General features: G+C 70.4%; 11 protein-coding genes and 1 tRNA gene. 2 read left to right on the forward strand and 10 right to left on the reverse strand.

Annotated features, from left to right (window positions below; all coding sequences use genetic code 11):
* Positions 1-40 precede the first annotated feature (40 nt).
* Positions 41-1,369, forward strand: a complete 1,329-nt coding sequence (locus DEJ04_RS04755) for an MFS transporter (RefSeq protein ID WP_111046393.1) — start codon at positions 41-43, stop codon at positions 1,367-1,369.
* Between the two features lie 151 nt (positions 1,370-1,520).
* Here DEJ04_RS04755 and DEJ04_RS04760 read toward each other — a convergent pair whose 3' ends face one another.
* From DEJ04_RS04760 to polA, 7 genes are all read right to left on the reverse strand, one after another.
* The gene (locus DEJ04_RS04760) at positions 1,521-2,765 is read right to left on the reverse strand and encodes an acyltransferase (protein WP_181437734.1); all 1,245 of its coding nucleotides are present in this window, start codon (positions 2,763-2,765) and stop codon (positions 1,521-1,523) included.
* Between the two features lie 47 nt (positions 2,766-2,812).
* Positions 2,813-4,309 (reverse strand): AMP-binding protein, encoded by a 1,497-nt coding sequence (locus DEJ04_RS04765; protein WP_111046395.1) that lies wholly within the window; start codon positions 4,307-4,309, stop codon positions 2,813-2,815.
* 22 nt (positions 4,310-4,331) lie between these two features.
* Positions 4,332-5,375 carry a hypothetical protein gene (locus DEJ04_RS04770; protein WP_111046396.1) on the reverse strand — a complete coding sequence of 348 codons (1,044 nt, stop codon included), beginning with the start codon at positions 5,373-5,375 and terminating at the stop codon, positions 4,332-4,334.
* The gene (coaE, locus tag DEJ04_RS04775; RefSeq protein ID WP_111046397.1) at positions 5,372-5,974 is read right to left on the reverse strand and encodes a dephospho-CoA kinase; all 603 of its coding nucleotides are present in this window, start codon (positions 5,972-5,974) and stop codon (positions 5,372-5,374) included. The genes DEJ04_RS04770 and coaE overlap by 4 nt, the downstream gene beginning before the upstream one ends.
* A 92-nt stretch (positions 5,975-6,066) precedes the next feature.
* The gene (gene rpsA, locus DEJ04_RS04780) at positions 6,067-7,542 is read right to left on the reverse strand and encodes a 30S ribosomal protein S1 (RefSeq protein WP_071403741.1); all 1,476 of its coding nucleotides are present in this window, start codon (positions 7,540-7,542) and stop codon (positions 6,067-6,069) included.
* 158 nt (positions 7,543-7,700) lie between these two features.
* A complete protein-coding gene (locus DEJ04_RS04785; protein WP_111046398.1) occupies positions 7,701-9,380 on the reverse strand; it encodes a DUF885 domain-containing protein in 1,680 nt (559 codons plus the stop codon).
* A gap of 50 nt (positions 9,381-9,430) precedes the next feature.
* On the reverse strand, positions 9,431-12,100 hold the full coding sequence (gene polA, locus DEJ04_RS04790) for a DNA polymerase I (RefSeq protein WP_111046399.1): 2,670 nt from the start codon (positions 12,098-12,100) through the stop codon (positions 9,431-9,433).
* Positions 12,101-12,201: 101 nt separating this feature from the next.
* On the opposite strand from polA, the gene DEJ04_RS04795 reads away from it, so the two are divergent.
* The gene (locus DEJ04_RS04795) at positions 12,202-12,570 is read left to right on the forward strand and encodes a PaaI family thioesterase (protein WP_111046439.1); all 369 of its coding nucleotides are present in this window, start codon (positions 12,202-12,204) and stop codon (positions 12,568-12,570) included.
* A gap of 16 nt (positions 12,571-12,586) precedes the next feature.
* Here DEJ04_RS04795 and DEJ04_RS04800 read toward each other — a convergent pair whose 3' ends face one another.
* The 3 genes from DEJ04_RS04800 to DEJ04_RS04810 all read right to left on the reverse strand — a co-directional run bounded on the left by DEJ04_RS04800 (position 12,587) and on the right by DEJ04_RS04810 (position 13,968).
* Positions 12,587-13,057 (reverse strand): GNAT family N-acetyltransferase, encoded by a 471-nt coding sequence (locus DEJ04_RS04800; RefSeq protein WP_111039091.1) that lies wholly within the window; start codon positions 13,055-13,057, stop codon positions 12,587-12,589.
* Positions 13,058-13,166: 109 nt separating this feature from the next.
* Positions 13,167-13,772, reverse strand: coding sequence for an ANTAR domain-containing response regulator (locus DEJ04_RS04805; protein WP_017887240.1), 606 nt, complete (start codon positions 13,770-13,772; stop codon positions 13,167-13,169).
* Positions 13,773-13,886: 114 nt separating this feature from the next.
* A tRNA-Leu gene (locus DEJ04_RS04810) sits at positions 13,887-13,968 on the reverse strand.
* Between the last annotated feature and the right edge of the window lies 1 nt (position 13,969).

The raw sequence follows: 13,969 nt of genomic DNA on the forward strand, positions 1-13,969 counted from the left end.
TCAGTCACCCGACTCCTTCCCACTCCCCCGAAGAGGCCTCATGACCACGGCGACCCCGGCCGCACCGATCAAGGGCACCCCGTTCCGCGGACGCATCCGCGGACGCGTGCTCGTCCTGCTCTGCTGCATGTACGCGATCTCGTACATCGACCGGACGAACATCTCGACGGCGCTGCCGCACATCACCGAGGAGTTCGGGTTCAACGAGGCGACCGCCGGTCTCATCGTCTCCGCGTTCTCGTTGCCGTACGCCCTGCTGCAGGTGTTCGGCGGCACGATCAGCGAGAAGTTCGGCCCGCGCCGGGCGCTCTTCGTCATCACGGTGATCTGGGGCGTCGCGACGCTCTGGACCGGGTTCGCGGTCGGCTTCTGGACCCTCTTCGCCGCGCGGGCCCTGCTCGGGCTGAGCGAGGCCGCCGCGTTCCCGACCGCCACGCAGGCGATGAGCCGGTGGATCCCCCGCGACCGGAACGGCTTCGCCCAGGGCGTGGTGCACTCCGCGGCACGGCTCGGCAACGCGCTGGCCCCGCTCATCGTCGCGTGGGTGATCGGGGCGACGGGCAGCTGGCGTTGGGCGTTCTTCGCCACTGCGTTGCTGTCCCTGGCGTGGGCCGTCGTCTGGTTCGTCTGGTTCCGCGACAAGCCCGAGTCCGCGAAGGGCATCACGCAGGTCGAGCTCGCCGAGCTCCCGCCGGTCGAGACCCGCGCGACCCGTCCCCCGGTGCCGTGGCGGCAGCTGGCGAAGCAGATCCTGCCGGTCACCTTCGTCGACTTCGGGTACGGCTGGACCCTCTGGGTGTTCCTCACCTGGCTCCCGACGTTCCTCAGCTCCACCTACGGCCTGGAGATCGGCGACTTCGCCCTGTTCACCACCCTCATCCTGCTGGCCGGTGTCGTCGGGGACACCGTCGGCGGGATGCTCAGCGACCGCATCATCCACCGCGGCGGGAACACCCGGAACGCCCGCCGGACCATCCTGGTGATCGGGCTCGGCGGCTCGCTCCTCTGCCTCATCCCGCTCGTGATCGGGCAGGGCCTGCTCGTCGCGACGATCTCGCTGGCCCTGTCGTTCTTCTTCCTCGAGCTCTGCAACGCCAACCTCTGGGCGATCCCGATGGACGTGGCGCCGCAGTGGTCCGGCACGGCCTCGGGCTTCATGAACACCGGGTTCGGCATCGCCGGTGTCGTCTCGCCCATCGTGTTCGGTCTGCTCATCGACGCCTCGGGGTGGCAGGTGCCCTTCGCGCTCTCCTGCGTCCTGCTCGGAGCCGCGGCCGTCGTCGCGTGGTTCATGAAGCCCCAGCGGCTGACGTCCACCGACGGCGTGCTCGAGATCGGCACCCCGAAGGCCGAGCAGCGCTCGGCCTGACGGCCGGCAGCCGGTGCGCGGACCGTGCACCGGCCCTGGTGGTCCGCACGCGACGGCCGGGAGGCGCGGGTCGGGCCCGCCACGTGCCTCCCGGCCGTCGCGCCACGTGTCCACCGCCCCGCACGGCTGGTGCGAGCGTGCGGGCGAGCGCTCAGCGCGCGGCGCGGCGCCCGACGTCGTCGGTCTCGCCGACGAGGGCGTCGTCCGGCTCCACCGGTTCCGGCGACCGCTGCGGCACCGCCGCGCCTGCGGACCGACGCACCCGCGCCGCTCGCGACGCCCGTGAAGACAACGACGGCCGCCCGGTCAGCGGCACGCTGAGGGGCGTCCACCGGAACAGCTCGGTCACCGCGACGGACAGCACCAGCACGAGCACGTAGGTGACGAGCGTGAGCCACGGTCGTGGCACGACGGCCTCGAGCCAGCTGTCGCCGTAGAGCAGGATCCAGATGACGAACGGGTGGCTCAGGAAGATGCCGAACGAGCGATCGGACGCGTAGTCGACGAACCGGGCGGTCCGGCTCCCGGGGCGCCGTCGATCCGCCCAGGCCGCGCCGATCGCCAGGAACCCGACGAACACCGCGGTGCTCCAGACCACCTGGACCGGCTGCAGCGGCGTCCCCGCGGCGTAGAGGGACTGCCCGAGGCCGACCTGCAGCGCCCACACACCGAGGGTGAGCCCACCGACGCCGGCGAACGCCCACAGGACCGAACGGCGGTGGACCCGGATGAACCGCAGGAACGCATCCGCGTGGTCGGCGGCGATCGCCCCCGAGACGATGAAGAAGACGTACGAGAAGAAGAACTGCTTCTGGTACCCCTGCATCCACGCGTCGCTCGCCGGGAAGTACTTGTACCCGGCGAACACCACCAGCTGGACCAGGAACGCCACGACCAGCACGGTCACGTGGTGCCCACGGGTCCGGCGCACCAGCCAGACGATCACCGGCAGGAGCAGGTACACCTGCATCGTCACGAGCAGGAAGTACAGGTGGTACCACGAGGTGCCGGTGACGATGCCCTCGGCCGCGGTGCGCACCAGGTCGGGGACGTCGCCACGGCGGGTGGGACTCAGCAGCCACGCCGCCGCGACGTAGACGAACGACCACGCCAGGTAGGGCACGCCCACGAGCAGGAACCGCTTCGGCCAGAACTGCGCCATCGGCCTCGGGCGCAAGGTGTAGCTGTACACGAGCACGAACGCGGTCAGCGAGAAGAAGACCAGCCGGGTGAAGTGCAGCAGGGCGAGCAGCGCGTTCAGCCCGACGTCGTCGGTGGCGGCGGTGTGGCTCGTGGTGTGCACCCCGATCACGCACGCGAACGTGAGGATGCGGAGCACGTCGACCTCGTACAGGTGCCGGGGCTTGCCCTCGGCCGTCCGCGTCGGCGTCTGCACCCCCGGCTCGTCGCCGGTCGATGCCGGGGACACGCGTGATGGTCCGTTCACGATGGTCGGGCCATGGTCCGGACCTTCGCGCGCTGCACCTTGCCGGTGGGTGCACGCGGCAGGTCGGGCACGACGATGACCTCGACCGGTCGGCGGAACCGGGTCAGTTGTGCCTCGGCCCGGGCAACGAGATCGGCCACGAGGGCTGCGCGGTCGACGGGTTCGTCGGGCTGCGGGATCACGTAGGCGATCGGGACGGCACCGAGCACGTCGTCGGGGCGGCCGACGACGACCGCCTCGAGCACGCGGGGGTCGCCGAGCAGGACGTCCTCGACCTCGGACGGGTAGACCTTCTCGCCACCGCGGTTGATGACGTCGTCGGAGCGTCCGGCCAGTGACACCCAGCCGTCGGTGCTGACGGACCCGACGTCACCGGTGTGGAGCCAGCCATCGGCGTCGAACCGCTCGGGCGCGCGGCCACCCAGGTATCCCCGGACGATCCCCTCGCCCCGCACCCACAGCGCACCGATCTCGCCGGCGGGCAGCACCGAGCCGTCCTCGCCGCGGACCTGCACCTCGGACCCGACCGGCACCCCGACGGTGCCGGGCCGGGCGGGTTCGTCGAGCGGCGTCGCCGTGATCTGCGAGGCGCCTTCGGTCATGCCCCAGCTCACGACGAGCGGCACGTCTCCGAGGGCGGCGCGCACCGGATCGGGCAGCGGCGCCGACGCGCTGCGCACGAACCGCAGGCCCGGCGGGAACCCGAGCGGCCCGGTCTTCGCCAGCACGGCCAGGACGGCCGGGACGGCGTTCAGCCAGGTGATCCGTCGTTCCGCGAGCAGGTCCCAGAACCCGGTCCGACGGAAGCGCCGGTCGAGCACGAGGGTCGCGCCGGCGACGAGCGTCGCGAGCAGTCCGACCACCTCGGCGTTGACGTGGAACAGCGGCAAGGAGTTGAACCCGCGGTCGTCCGGCACGAGCCGGTTGTGCCGTGCGACGGCCCGGGCGACGAACAGCAGCTGCGTCTCGGGCAGCTCGACGCCCTTCGGCGTGCCGGTCGAACCGGAGGTGAACAGCACGACGGACCCCTGGCCCGGCGCGTGCGGGCTGTCGGCGGGCAGGTCGCCGTCACGGACGGCGGTCGGGAGGAACGTGGCCGGGTCGATCCCGCTCGCCGGTGCCCCGGGGACGGTCCCGTCCACCGCGCGGTCCGACACGACGATGGACGCGCCGCCGATCAGGTCGGCGAGACGGCCGGGCTCGGTGGCCGGCTGGCCGGTGTCGACGGGGATCGCCCGGCGACCGGAGGCGACGGCGCTCAGGTGCACGACCGCGAACGCGAGCGGGTCACCCACGTCGACCAGGACGGCACCCGACGGGGCGATGCCGATCGCGTCGAAGGTCCGCGACCAGGCGGTCACCGCGTCGTCGAGCGCGCGGTAGGTGAGGACGCGCCCCGAGCGGGCGTCCTCGAGGAAGTGGCGCACGCCCCCGTCGGCCGCACGGGCCCGGATGAGCGAGCGCAGGTCGGGTTCATCACGAACGGGCTGCACGCAGGAAGGCTATTGCGCGACGCTATGAGCGGTCAGAGGGAACAGCGGGATCTGTGGAGAACCGGTGCAGCATCCACTGCCACAGCGGGAGCATCCGGGGGACGCCGTCACGGGTGAGCGGCGTCGAGTCCTTGATGATCAGGGAGTGCGCCTTGCCCTCGCCGCCGAGGTCGGTGAGGATCGCGTGCGGGTCCGCTCCGGCGAGTGGCGGTGCGGTGTCCGTCTCGAACGGCCCGGACACACCGCTCAGCCCGAGGACGTCCCACGAACCGGTGATGCGGGGGCCGAACGTGTCACGGACGTCGTCGATGGCGTACATCCGGTCCACCGGTGTCCGGCCCGGGCGGTCCATCCACGCTGCGTGCGCCGGTCCGCGGGACTCCACGGGTGACGAGAACATCAGCGCGCCGTGGACACTGCGGATGTGCGCGATGTACGCCGCCTCTCCGCCGCCCTGCGAGTGCCCGGCCACGACGATGTCGTTCCAGACGATGCGGTCGTCGCCCTGGACGAACCGCCCCCAGCCGCCGTCGGGGTCGTGGTCGTCGAGGTACGCGACGGCGTCCCGGAAGCGCGAGACGATCGACCCGGCCGGACTCACCGCACTGAACGCCGAGGGCCGCGTGCCGTCGAAGCGGTTCCGCTGCACCATGCCGTAGCAGCGTGCGTTCGCCTCACACGTGCCGGACAGGGTGCGGCCCAGGTTCCAGTAGTCGAGGCCGAGCACGTGGTAGCCGTCGGCCAGAGCTGCTCCGAGGAACCGCTGGTACTCCGCGGGACGGGATCGGGTCGCCGGCAGGAACAGCAGGAGCGGACCGTCAGCCGAGGTGCGTGCGGCGAAGTCGTCGCGGTTAGGGGTGAGCCGCTCACCGTTCACCGTTCCGAGCCGGAACCGGTGGAACTCCCCCGCTGGCCCGTGTTCGTCACCCGACGGCCGTTCGTGCACCGCGACGCGACCGTTGTCCGCCACTCGCTGGGCACCGAGGACGTTCGCGGCGACGAGCGACGCGCCCCCGATCGCCACGAGGACGATCGCGGCGAGGACGAGCAGCAGGCGGTGGCTCATGGAGTGATCCGCGCCCACACCTCGTCAGCGGAGCGGATCGTCTGCTCGAGCGTCCCGGTGGCGTCGACGACGTGGTCGGCGAGGGCGAGACGGTCGGCATCGCTCGCCTGGGCGGCGACGCGGCGCTCGGCCTCGTCACGGGGCATGCCGCGGTGCTCGACGAGCCGTTCGATGCGCTGCGCCGCGGGGGCGTCGACCACCACGACGGCGTCGAACCGGAGCGGACGCGAGCCGCGGGCCTCGGCGAGCAACGGCACGTCGTAGACCACCACGGCGTCGGGGTCGGCGGCCTCGGCGGCGTCGAACGCCTGCTGCGCGAGCCGCCAGACCTCGGGGTGCGTGATGGCTTCGAGGTCCTTCCGCGCCGCGGGGTCCGCGAACACGATCGACCCGAGCGCCGGCCGGTCAAGCGAACCGTCGGCAGCGATCACCGACGGACCGAACCGCTCGGCGACCTGCGCCAGGCCCGGGCTGCCCGGTGCCACGGCGTCCCGAGCCAGTCGGTCAGCGTCGACGACGACGGCCCCGTGCTCGGCCCAGCGCCGGGAGACGGTCGACTTGCCCGCGGCGATGCCGCCCGTGAGTCCGATGATGTGCACGGCAACAGGGTAACGACCCCGATGCCCGGAAACGCCGGAAGCCCGGCACCCTGTCAGGGGTGCCGGGCTTCCGGTCGGGACGAACCGCTCGATCAGTTGTTGGTCGAGCTGAGCTTCTCGCGGAGTGCAGCGAGCGACGCGTCGTCGGCCAGGGGGCTCGCGCCACCCGTCTCGCCGGCGAACGACGAGGTCGACGACGACGAGGAAGCCGTGGCCGGGAGGTCGAAGCCACCCTGCGCCTCGTCGGCGATGGTCTTCGCGACCTGCGCCTTGTGGGCTTCCCAACGACCCTGGGCGGCCGCGTACTGGCCCTCCCACTCGGTGCGCTGCGTGTCGTAGCCCTCGAGCCACTCGTTGGTCTCCGGGTCGAAGCCCTCGGGGTACTTGTAGTCACCCTTGTCGTCGTACTCGGTCGGCATGCCGTAGAGCGCCGGGTCGAACTCGTCGCTCTCCGGGTCGACGCCCTCGTTCGCCTGCTTGAGGCTGAGCGAGATGCGGCGACGGTCGAGGTCGATGTCGATGATCTTGACGAAGACCTCGTCGTTGACCGAGACGACCTGCTCGGCGAGCTCGACGTGCTTGTTCGAGAGCTCCGAGATGTGCACGAGGCCCTCGATGCCGTCGGCAACGCGGACGAAGGCACCGAACGGGACGAGCTTCGTGACCTTGCCCGGTGCGATCTGACCGATCGCGTGGGTGCGGGCGAAGACCTGCCACGGGTCCTCCTGCGTCGCCTTGAGCGAGAGCGACACGCGCTCGCGGTCCAGGTCGACCTCGAGGATCTCGACGGTGACTTCCTGACCGACCTCGACGACCTCGCTGGCGTGCTCGATGTGCTTCCAGCTGAGCTCGGAGACGTGGACGAGACCGTCGACGCCGCCGAGGTCCACGAACGCACCGAAGTTGACGATCGAGGACACGATGCCCTTGCGGACCTGGCCCTTGTGGAGGTTGTTGAGGAACGTCGTCCGGGACTCGGACTGCGTCTGCTCGAGGAGCGCACGGCGCGACAGGACCACGTTGTTGCGGTTCTTGTCGAGCTCGAGGATCTTCGCCTCGATCTCCTGGCCGAGGTACGGCGTCAGGTCGCGGACACGACGGAGCTCGATGAGCGAGGCGGGGAGGAAGCCACGGAGGCCGATGTCGACGATGAGACCGCCCTTGACGACCTCGATGACCGTTCCGGTCACGACGCCGTCGGACTCCTTGATCTTCTCGACGTCGCCCCACGCACGCTCGTACTGCGCGCGCTTCTTCGACAGGATGAGGCGGCCTTCCTTGTCCTCCTTCTGGAGAACCAGGGCCTCGACCTCGTCGCCGACCTCGACGACCTCGTTGGGGTCGACGTCGTGCTTGATCGAGAGCTCGCGCGAGGGGATGACGCCCTCGGTCTTGTAACCGACGTCGAGGAGGACCTCGTCGCGGTCGATCTTCACGACGGTGCCGGAGATGAGATCACCGTCGTTGAAGAACTTCAGGGTCTTCTCGACCTCGGCCAGGAAGTCATCAGCCGAACCGATGTCGTTGATGGCGACCTGCTTAGGAGCCTTGGTCGTAGTGGTTGTCATGTAGAGATTGCTCCGAACGGACATGAGTCGGGCCATGGCGTGCGGGGACTCGGCCCCCGTGGTGCACCGCCGTGGCGATTGATTGAGTGGCGCGGATTGCGCCGCACAAGTCTAACCGCACCGGCGGAGGCCCCACAACCGGGCGTGTCGACGGCGCGTCACCCGACCAGGGCGGTCCGCAGGGTGTCGAGGCCGATGCTGCCGAGCGAGAGCGCACGGTGGTGGAACGCCTTCAGGTCGAAGTCGGCTCCCTCGCGGGCGGCGACCTCGTCGCGGATGGACTCCCAGACGCGCTGACCCACCTTGTACGAGGGGGCCTGCCCCGGCCACCCGAAGTACCGGGCGACCTCGAACCGGACGAACGCCGGGTCCATGTTCACGTTCTGCCCCATGAAGTCGAGCGCGTACTCCCACGTCCAGCCGCCGCCGTCGGGGTTCGTCTTCTGCAGGTGCACGCCGATGTCGAGCACGATGCGGGCCGCACGCATGCGCTGCCCGTCGAGCATGCCGAGGCGGTCACCGTCGTCGTCGAGGAACCCGAGCTGCTCCATCAGCCGTTCGGCGTACAGCGCCCAGCCCTCGACGTGCCCGGAGGACCCGGAGAGCTGCCGGCGCCACGTGTTCAGCTCGCCGCGGTTGTAGACGCCCTGGCTGATCTGCAGGTGGTGTCCGGGGACACCCTCGTGGTATACCGTCGTCTTCTCGCGCCAGGTGCCGAACTCGGTGACGCCCTCGGGCACGGACCACCACATGCGGCCGGCACGGGAGAAGTCGTCGGAGGGGCCGCTGTAGTAGATGCCGCCCTCCTGGGTGGGGGCGATCCGGCACTCCAGGCGACGGATCGGGTCCGGGATGTCGAAGTACGTCCCGGCCATCGCGGCGATCGACGCGTCGCTCGTCTCCTGCATCCACCGCTGCAGCGCGTCGGTGCCGTGCAGGATCCGGGACGGGTCGGTGTCGAGCACCTCGATCGCCCGGGCGACGCTCGCACCGGACTCGATGCGGTCGGCGATGCGCTCCTGCTCGTCCCGCATCCGCGCGAGTTCCTCGAGGCCCCACTCGTACGTCTCGTCGAGGTCGACGACCGCGCCGAGGAACCGGCGCGAGTGCAGCTCGTAGGCCTCGCGACCGACGGCGTCGACGGGGGTGGCGAGCGGCAGCAGCTCGTGCTCCAGGAACTGTCCGAACGAGCGGTAGGCCGCCGCGGCGACCTCGGCACCGCGGTGCAGGTCGGCTCGGAGCGTCTCCGGCACGGGGCCGTCGCCCTCGAACGCCGCGGAGTCGGCCAGCTGACGGAACATCCCGCCGTCGGCGCCGGTTCGCGCCGCCTGCTCGGCGATGAGCGCGACCTGGCGCTTCGCCGGGGTAACGTCCTCGCGGGTGCCCTCGAGCAGGGTCTCGCGGATGCCCTCGAGCGCATCCGGCAGCGCCTGCAGCCGACTCGCGATGTCCTGCCAGTCACCCTCGGTCGCGGTCGGCATCAGGTCGATGATCTCCCGCACCGACTGCGCCGGGCTCGCGATGACGTTGAGGTCGCGGAGGTGCAGCTTGCGCTCGTACGACTCCTGCACCAGGTCCAGCTCGGCGCCGAGGTCGGCCTTCGTCACCTGGTCCACCGAGTCGACGGCGGGAGCGGCGTCGAGCGCACGCTTCGCACCGCGCGCGGCCTCGGCCATCGCGGCGGCGCCGGCGGGCGAGGTGTCGCCGTACTCCCCCGTGCGCCCCGGGACGCCGATGTACGTGGCGGTCGTCGGGTCGAGGTCGACGAGGGTGGTGACCCAGTCCTCGGCGACGCGGTCAACGGCGGACGGCTGGCGGACAGGACGCTCTTCGCTCATGCCCCGACCCTACCGACACGCGGGTCGGCAGGAATCCCGAGCCGCCCGGGTCAGTGGGCGGCGCTCTCCCAGTTCGGCCCCACACCGACCGAGACGTCGAGCGGGACGCTCAGCTCGGCGGCGCTGCCCATCCGGGTGCGGAGGATCTCCTCGACACGCTCCTGCTCCCCGGGCGCGACCTCGAGGATGAGCTCGTCGTGCACCTGGAGCAGCAGGTGCGACTGCAGCTCGCCGTCGCGCAGGTCGTCGGCGACCCCGAGCATCGCGATCTTGATGATGTCGGCGGCCGAACCCTGGATCGGGGCGTTCAGCGCGGCGCGTTCGGCGTTCTCGCGCAGGACCCGGTTCGGGCTCTTCAGGTCGGGGAACGGGCGACGGCGACCGAAGATCGTCTCGGTGTAGCCGTCCCCGCGCGCCTGCTCGACGACGTTGCGCAGGTAGTCGCGCACCGCACCGAAGCGGGCGAAGTACTCGGTCATCAGGGTGCGGGCCTCGGACTGCTCGATGCGCAGCTGCTTCGACAGACCGAAGGCGCTCAACCCGTAGGCCAGGCCGTAGGACATCGCCTTGACCTTGGTGCGCATCTCGTTGGAGACCTCGGACGGGTCGACGCCGAACACCCGCGCGCCGACGAAGCGGTGCAGGTCCTCGCCCTCGTTGAAGGCCTGGATCAGCCCCGGGTCGCCGGAGAGGTGCGCCATGATCCGCATCTCGATCTGCGAGTAGTCGGCGGTGACGAGCGTCGTGTACGGCTCAGCGACCGCGAACGCCGACCGGATCCGGCGACCGACGGCCGTCTTCACCGGGATGTTCTGCAGGTTCGGGTCGGTCGACGAGACCCGGCCGGTGCTCGTACCGGTCTGCTCGTACCGGGTGTGGATGCGACCGTCGACCACGGCGGCGTCGAGCGTGTCGACGATCTGCCGGAGCTTCGTGGCGTCGCGGTGCTGCAGCAGGAGCCCGAGGAACGGGTGCGGGTGCTGTTCCTGCAGGTCGGCCAGGCTCGCGGCGTCGGTCGAGAACCCGGTCTTGGTCTTGCGGGTCTTCGGCATCGCGAGCTCGGTGAACAGGACCTCCTGCAGCTGCTTCGGCGATCCGAGGTTGACCTCGTGCCCGATCTCGGCGAAGGCCTGCTGCGCGAGTTCGGCGGCGCGCTCCCCGAGCTCCTTCGACAGGCCGGTCAGCACGGGGCGGTCGATGCCGACGCCGATGGTCTCCATGCCGGCCAGTACCGACACGAGCGGCAGCTCGATGTCGTCGAGGACCTGCAGCGAGGACGCGTCGATCCGGGCGCGCAGGGCCGTGGTGACGCGGAGCACGAACCACGCGTGCACCCCGACGTTGACGGGGTCGGTCTCGGGGACCAGCTGGTTCGGGTCTGCCGTCGGCAGTTCTTCGCCGAGCTCCTGGTAGACGAGGTCGGACAGTGGCTGTCCCTGCTTGCCGGGCTGCGCGAGCCACCCCATGATCCGGGCGTCGCCGGCGATGCCGTTCACGACGAAGCCGGCCGTGCCGAGCGCCTTGATCGCGGCCTTGGCATCGTGGAAGTGCTTCGGGGCGTCGGAGGCGAACCAGGCCGAGAGCTGCTCGTAGTCCTTCGCGCCGCTGCCGCCCGGCACCAGCACGGCGTCGTCGTGGGTCGCGATGCCGATGGCGCTGAGGCGTCCGTCGATGACCTCGACCGCGACGCCGTAGCCGTTCGCCGCCTCGGTCGCGTTGCGGCGCTCGAGCCAGTATCCGAGCTCTTCGTCGATCAGCGTCTTGACGGGCGGCGGGGTCGGCGCGCCGTCGGTGACGGTGCCCTCGGCCGCGGGCTCAGCGGGGTCGCCCGACCCGGCCACCTTGAAGACGCGGTCGAGGAGCGTGCGGAACTGCAGCTTGGCGAAGAGCTCGCGCACCGCGGTCTCGTCGACCGGGCGGAGTGCGACGTCGGCGGGACCGACGGGCAGCTCGACGTCGGTGACCAGGCGGTTGAGCCGGCGGTTCCGGATCGCCCGGTCCTGCTGCTCGCGCAGGTTGTTGCCGACGACGCCCTTGATCTCGTCGGCGTGCTCGAGGACGCCGTCGAGCGACCCGTACTGAGTGACCCACTTGACCGCGGTCTTCTCGCCGACCTTGTCGATGCCGATCAGGTTGTCGCTGGTCTCGCCGACGAGTGCGGCGATGTCGGGGTACTGGTGGGGCTCGATGCCGTAGCGCTCGTAGACCTTGTCGCGGTCGTAGCGGGTGAGTTCGGAGACACCGCGGACGGACGGGTAGAGCAGCGTGACGTCGTCGTTGACGAGCTGGATCGAGTCGCGGTCGCCGGAGACCACGTAGACCCTGAAGCCCTGGTCGGCACCCTGCTTGGAGAGGGTCGCGAGGATGTCGTCGGCCTCGTAGTCCTCTTTCGTGACGGTGGTGATGCCCATCGCCTCGAGCGCCTGCTGCAGGAGCGGGATCTGGCCCTTGAACTCGGCCGGGGTCTCGGAGCGGGTGCCCTTGTACTCGGCGTACTCACGCGTTCGGAACGAGAACCGGGAGATGTCGAACGCCACCGCCAGGTGGGTGGGCTTCTCGCGCTGCAGGAGCATCAGCAGCATCGAGATGAAGCCGTGGATCGCGTTGGTGTGCTGCCCCTCGCGGTTCACGAAGCTGTCGACCGGCAGCGCGTAGAAGGCCCGGAAGGCGAGCGAGTGGCCGTCGATGACCATGAGGGTAGGCTTTGCGGAGTCCGACACCCGGACAGCCTACCGACGCCCGCTGACACGGAAGGTCGACGCAGACCGTGACCGACGACACCACATCGACCACGATCGATCCCCGCATCGACGAACGCGGCATGGGCGAGCTGGCCGAGAAGATGGGCATGGTCATCACCGAGCTCTCGGCCGAGCGCACGGTCGGTTCGATCCCCGTCGAGGGCAACCGCCAGCCGGTCGGCCTGCTGCACGGCGGCGCCTACGTCGTCCTCGCGGAGAGCCTCGGTTCGATGGCCGCGAACGTGCACGCCGGGCCCGGCCGCTACGCCGTCGGCATCGAGCTCAGCGCCTCGCACTCCCGCAGCGCCACGAGCGGCATCGTCACGGGCACGTGCACCGCCATCCACCTGGGCGGCACGCTCACCACCCACGAGATCGTCCTGACCGACGACCAGGGTCGTCGCTGCTCCACCGTGCGGATCACGAACATGATCCGCGAGCGACGCTGACCGACGGACCCACGACTCAGTCCTCCGGCGGCCGCTGCAGCAGCAGGCGGGCGTCGCCGAACCCGAGCCGCCGGTAGAGCCGTTCGCCGTCCACGCTCGAGTGCACCGACGTCCGCTCCACGCCGAGCTCGTCGGCGAGCTCGAGCAGCGCCGTCACGAGGCGTCCGGCGACGCCGGAACCGCGCAGCTCCGGGTGCACGTAGACCGTCTGCAGCTCAGCGGCGAACCGGTCACCGTCGACGTGCGGCGCCGGCGGTCGCGGGTGGACCGCCAGCCACGCCATGCCGAGCACCACGCCGTCCCGCTCGGCGACCACGCACCGGTGCGACTCCCGGTGACGGGCGGCGAAGTCCGTCATCGCCCTGCGGTACTCCCCCGGCGTCTGCACCGGTGAGCGGCCGTCCTCGTCGACGCTCCACCGCCACCGCAGGTCCGCCACCGCCGGCATGTCGTCAGGCCGGGAAGCCCGGATCACCACGTCGTCCATGGCTCCAGCCTGCCAGGTGGTCGCGGCACACGCCCCGCCCCCGGACGCAGGAACGCCGCCGACCCCAGGGGGTCCGGCGGCGTTCCGTGAGCGACGGTGGTGCGCTGGACTACTTCTTGGCGCTGAGCTGCTCGATGATCGCCTTGGCGACGTCGTGCATGGTCAGGCGGCGGTCCATCGAGGCCTTCTGGATCCAGCGGAACGCCTCGGGCTCGGTGAGGCCCATCTTCTCGTTCAGCAGGCCCTTGGCACGGTCGACGAGCTTGCGGGTCTCGAAGCGCTCGACGAGGTCGGCGACCTCGGCTTCGAGCGTGATGATCTGCTGGTACCGCGAGAGGGCGATCTCGATCGCGGGGAGCAGGTCGTTCGGGGTGAAGGGCTTGACCACGTAGGCCAGCGCACCGGCCTCGGTGGCACGCTCGACGAGGTCCTTCTGGCTGAACGCGGTCAGCAGGACGACGGGTGCGATGTGGTTCTTGGACAGCTTCTCGGCTGCGGAGATGCCGTCGAGCTGGGGCATCTTGACGTCCATCACGACGAGGTCGGGGCGGAGGTCGGTCGCGAGCTGGACGGCGGTCTCACCGTCACCGGCCTCACCGACCACGTCGAACCCGTTGTCGCGGAGGATCTCCACGATGTCGAGGCGGATGAGCGACTCGTCCTCGGCGACGACGACGCGACGGGGTGCTGGTGCTGTTGCTTCTGTGTCACTCACGGACGAAAGCCTACTAGACGACGGAAGTGCCGTATCCCAGACCACGCAGATCGATGCTCGGTACGAGTGGCGGGACGCGGGTCCGAACTGCCCCGCACGCCGTGAGCGATTTCGTACGAGTGGCGGGACTTGAACCCGCACGCCGTGAGGCAGAGCATTTTGAGTGCCCCGTGTCTGCCGATTCCACCACACTCGCG

Origin of the sequence: Curtobacterium sp. MCLR17_044, assembly GCF_003234435.1 — a bacterium.
Classification (GTDB): domain Bacteria; phylum Actinomycetota; class Actinomycetes; order Actinomycetales; family Microbacteriaceae; genus Curtobacterium; species Curtobacterium flaccumfaciens.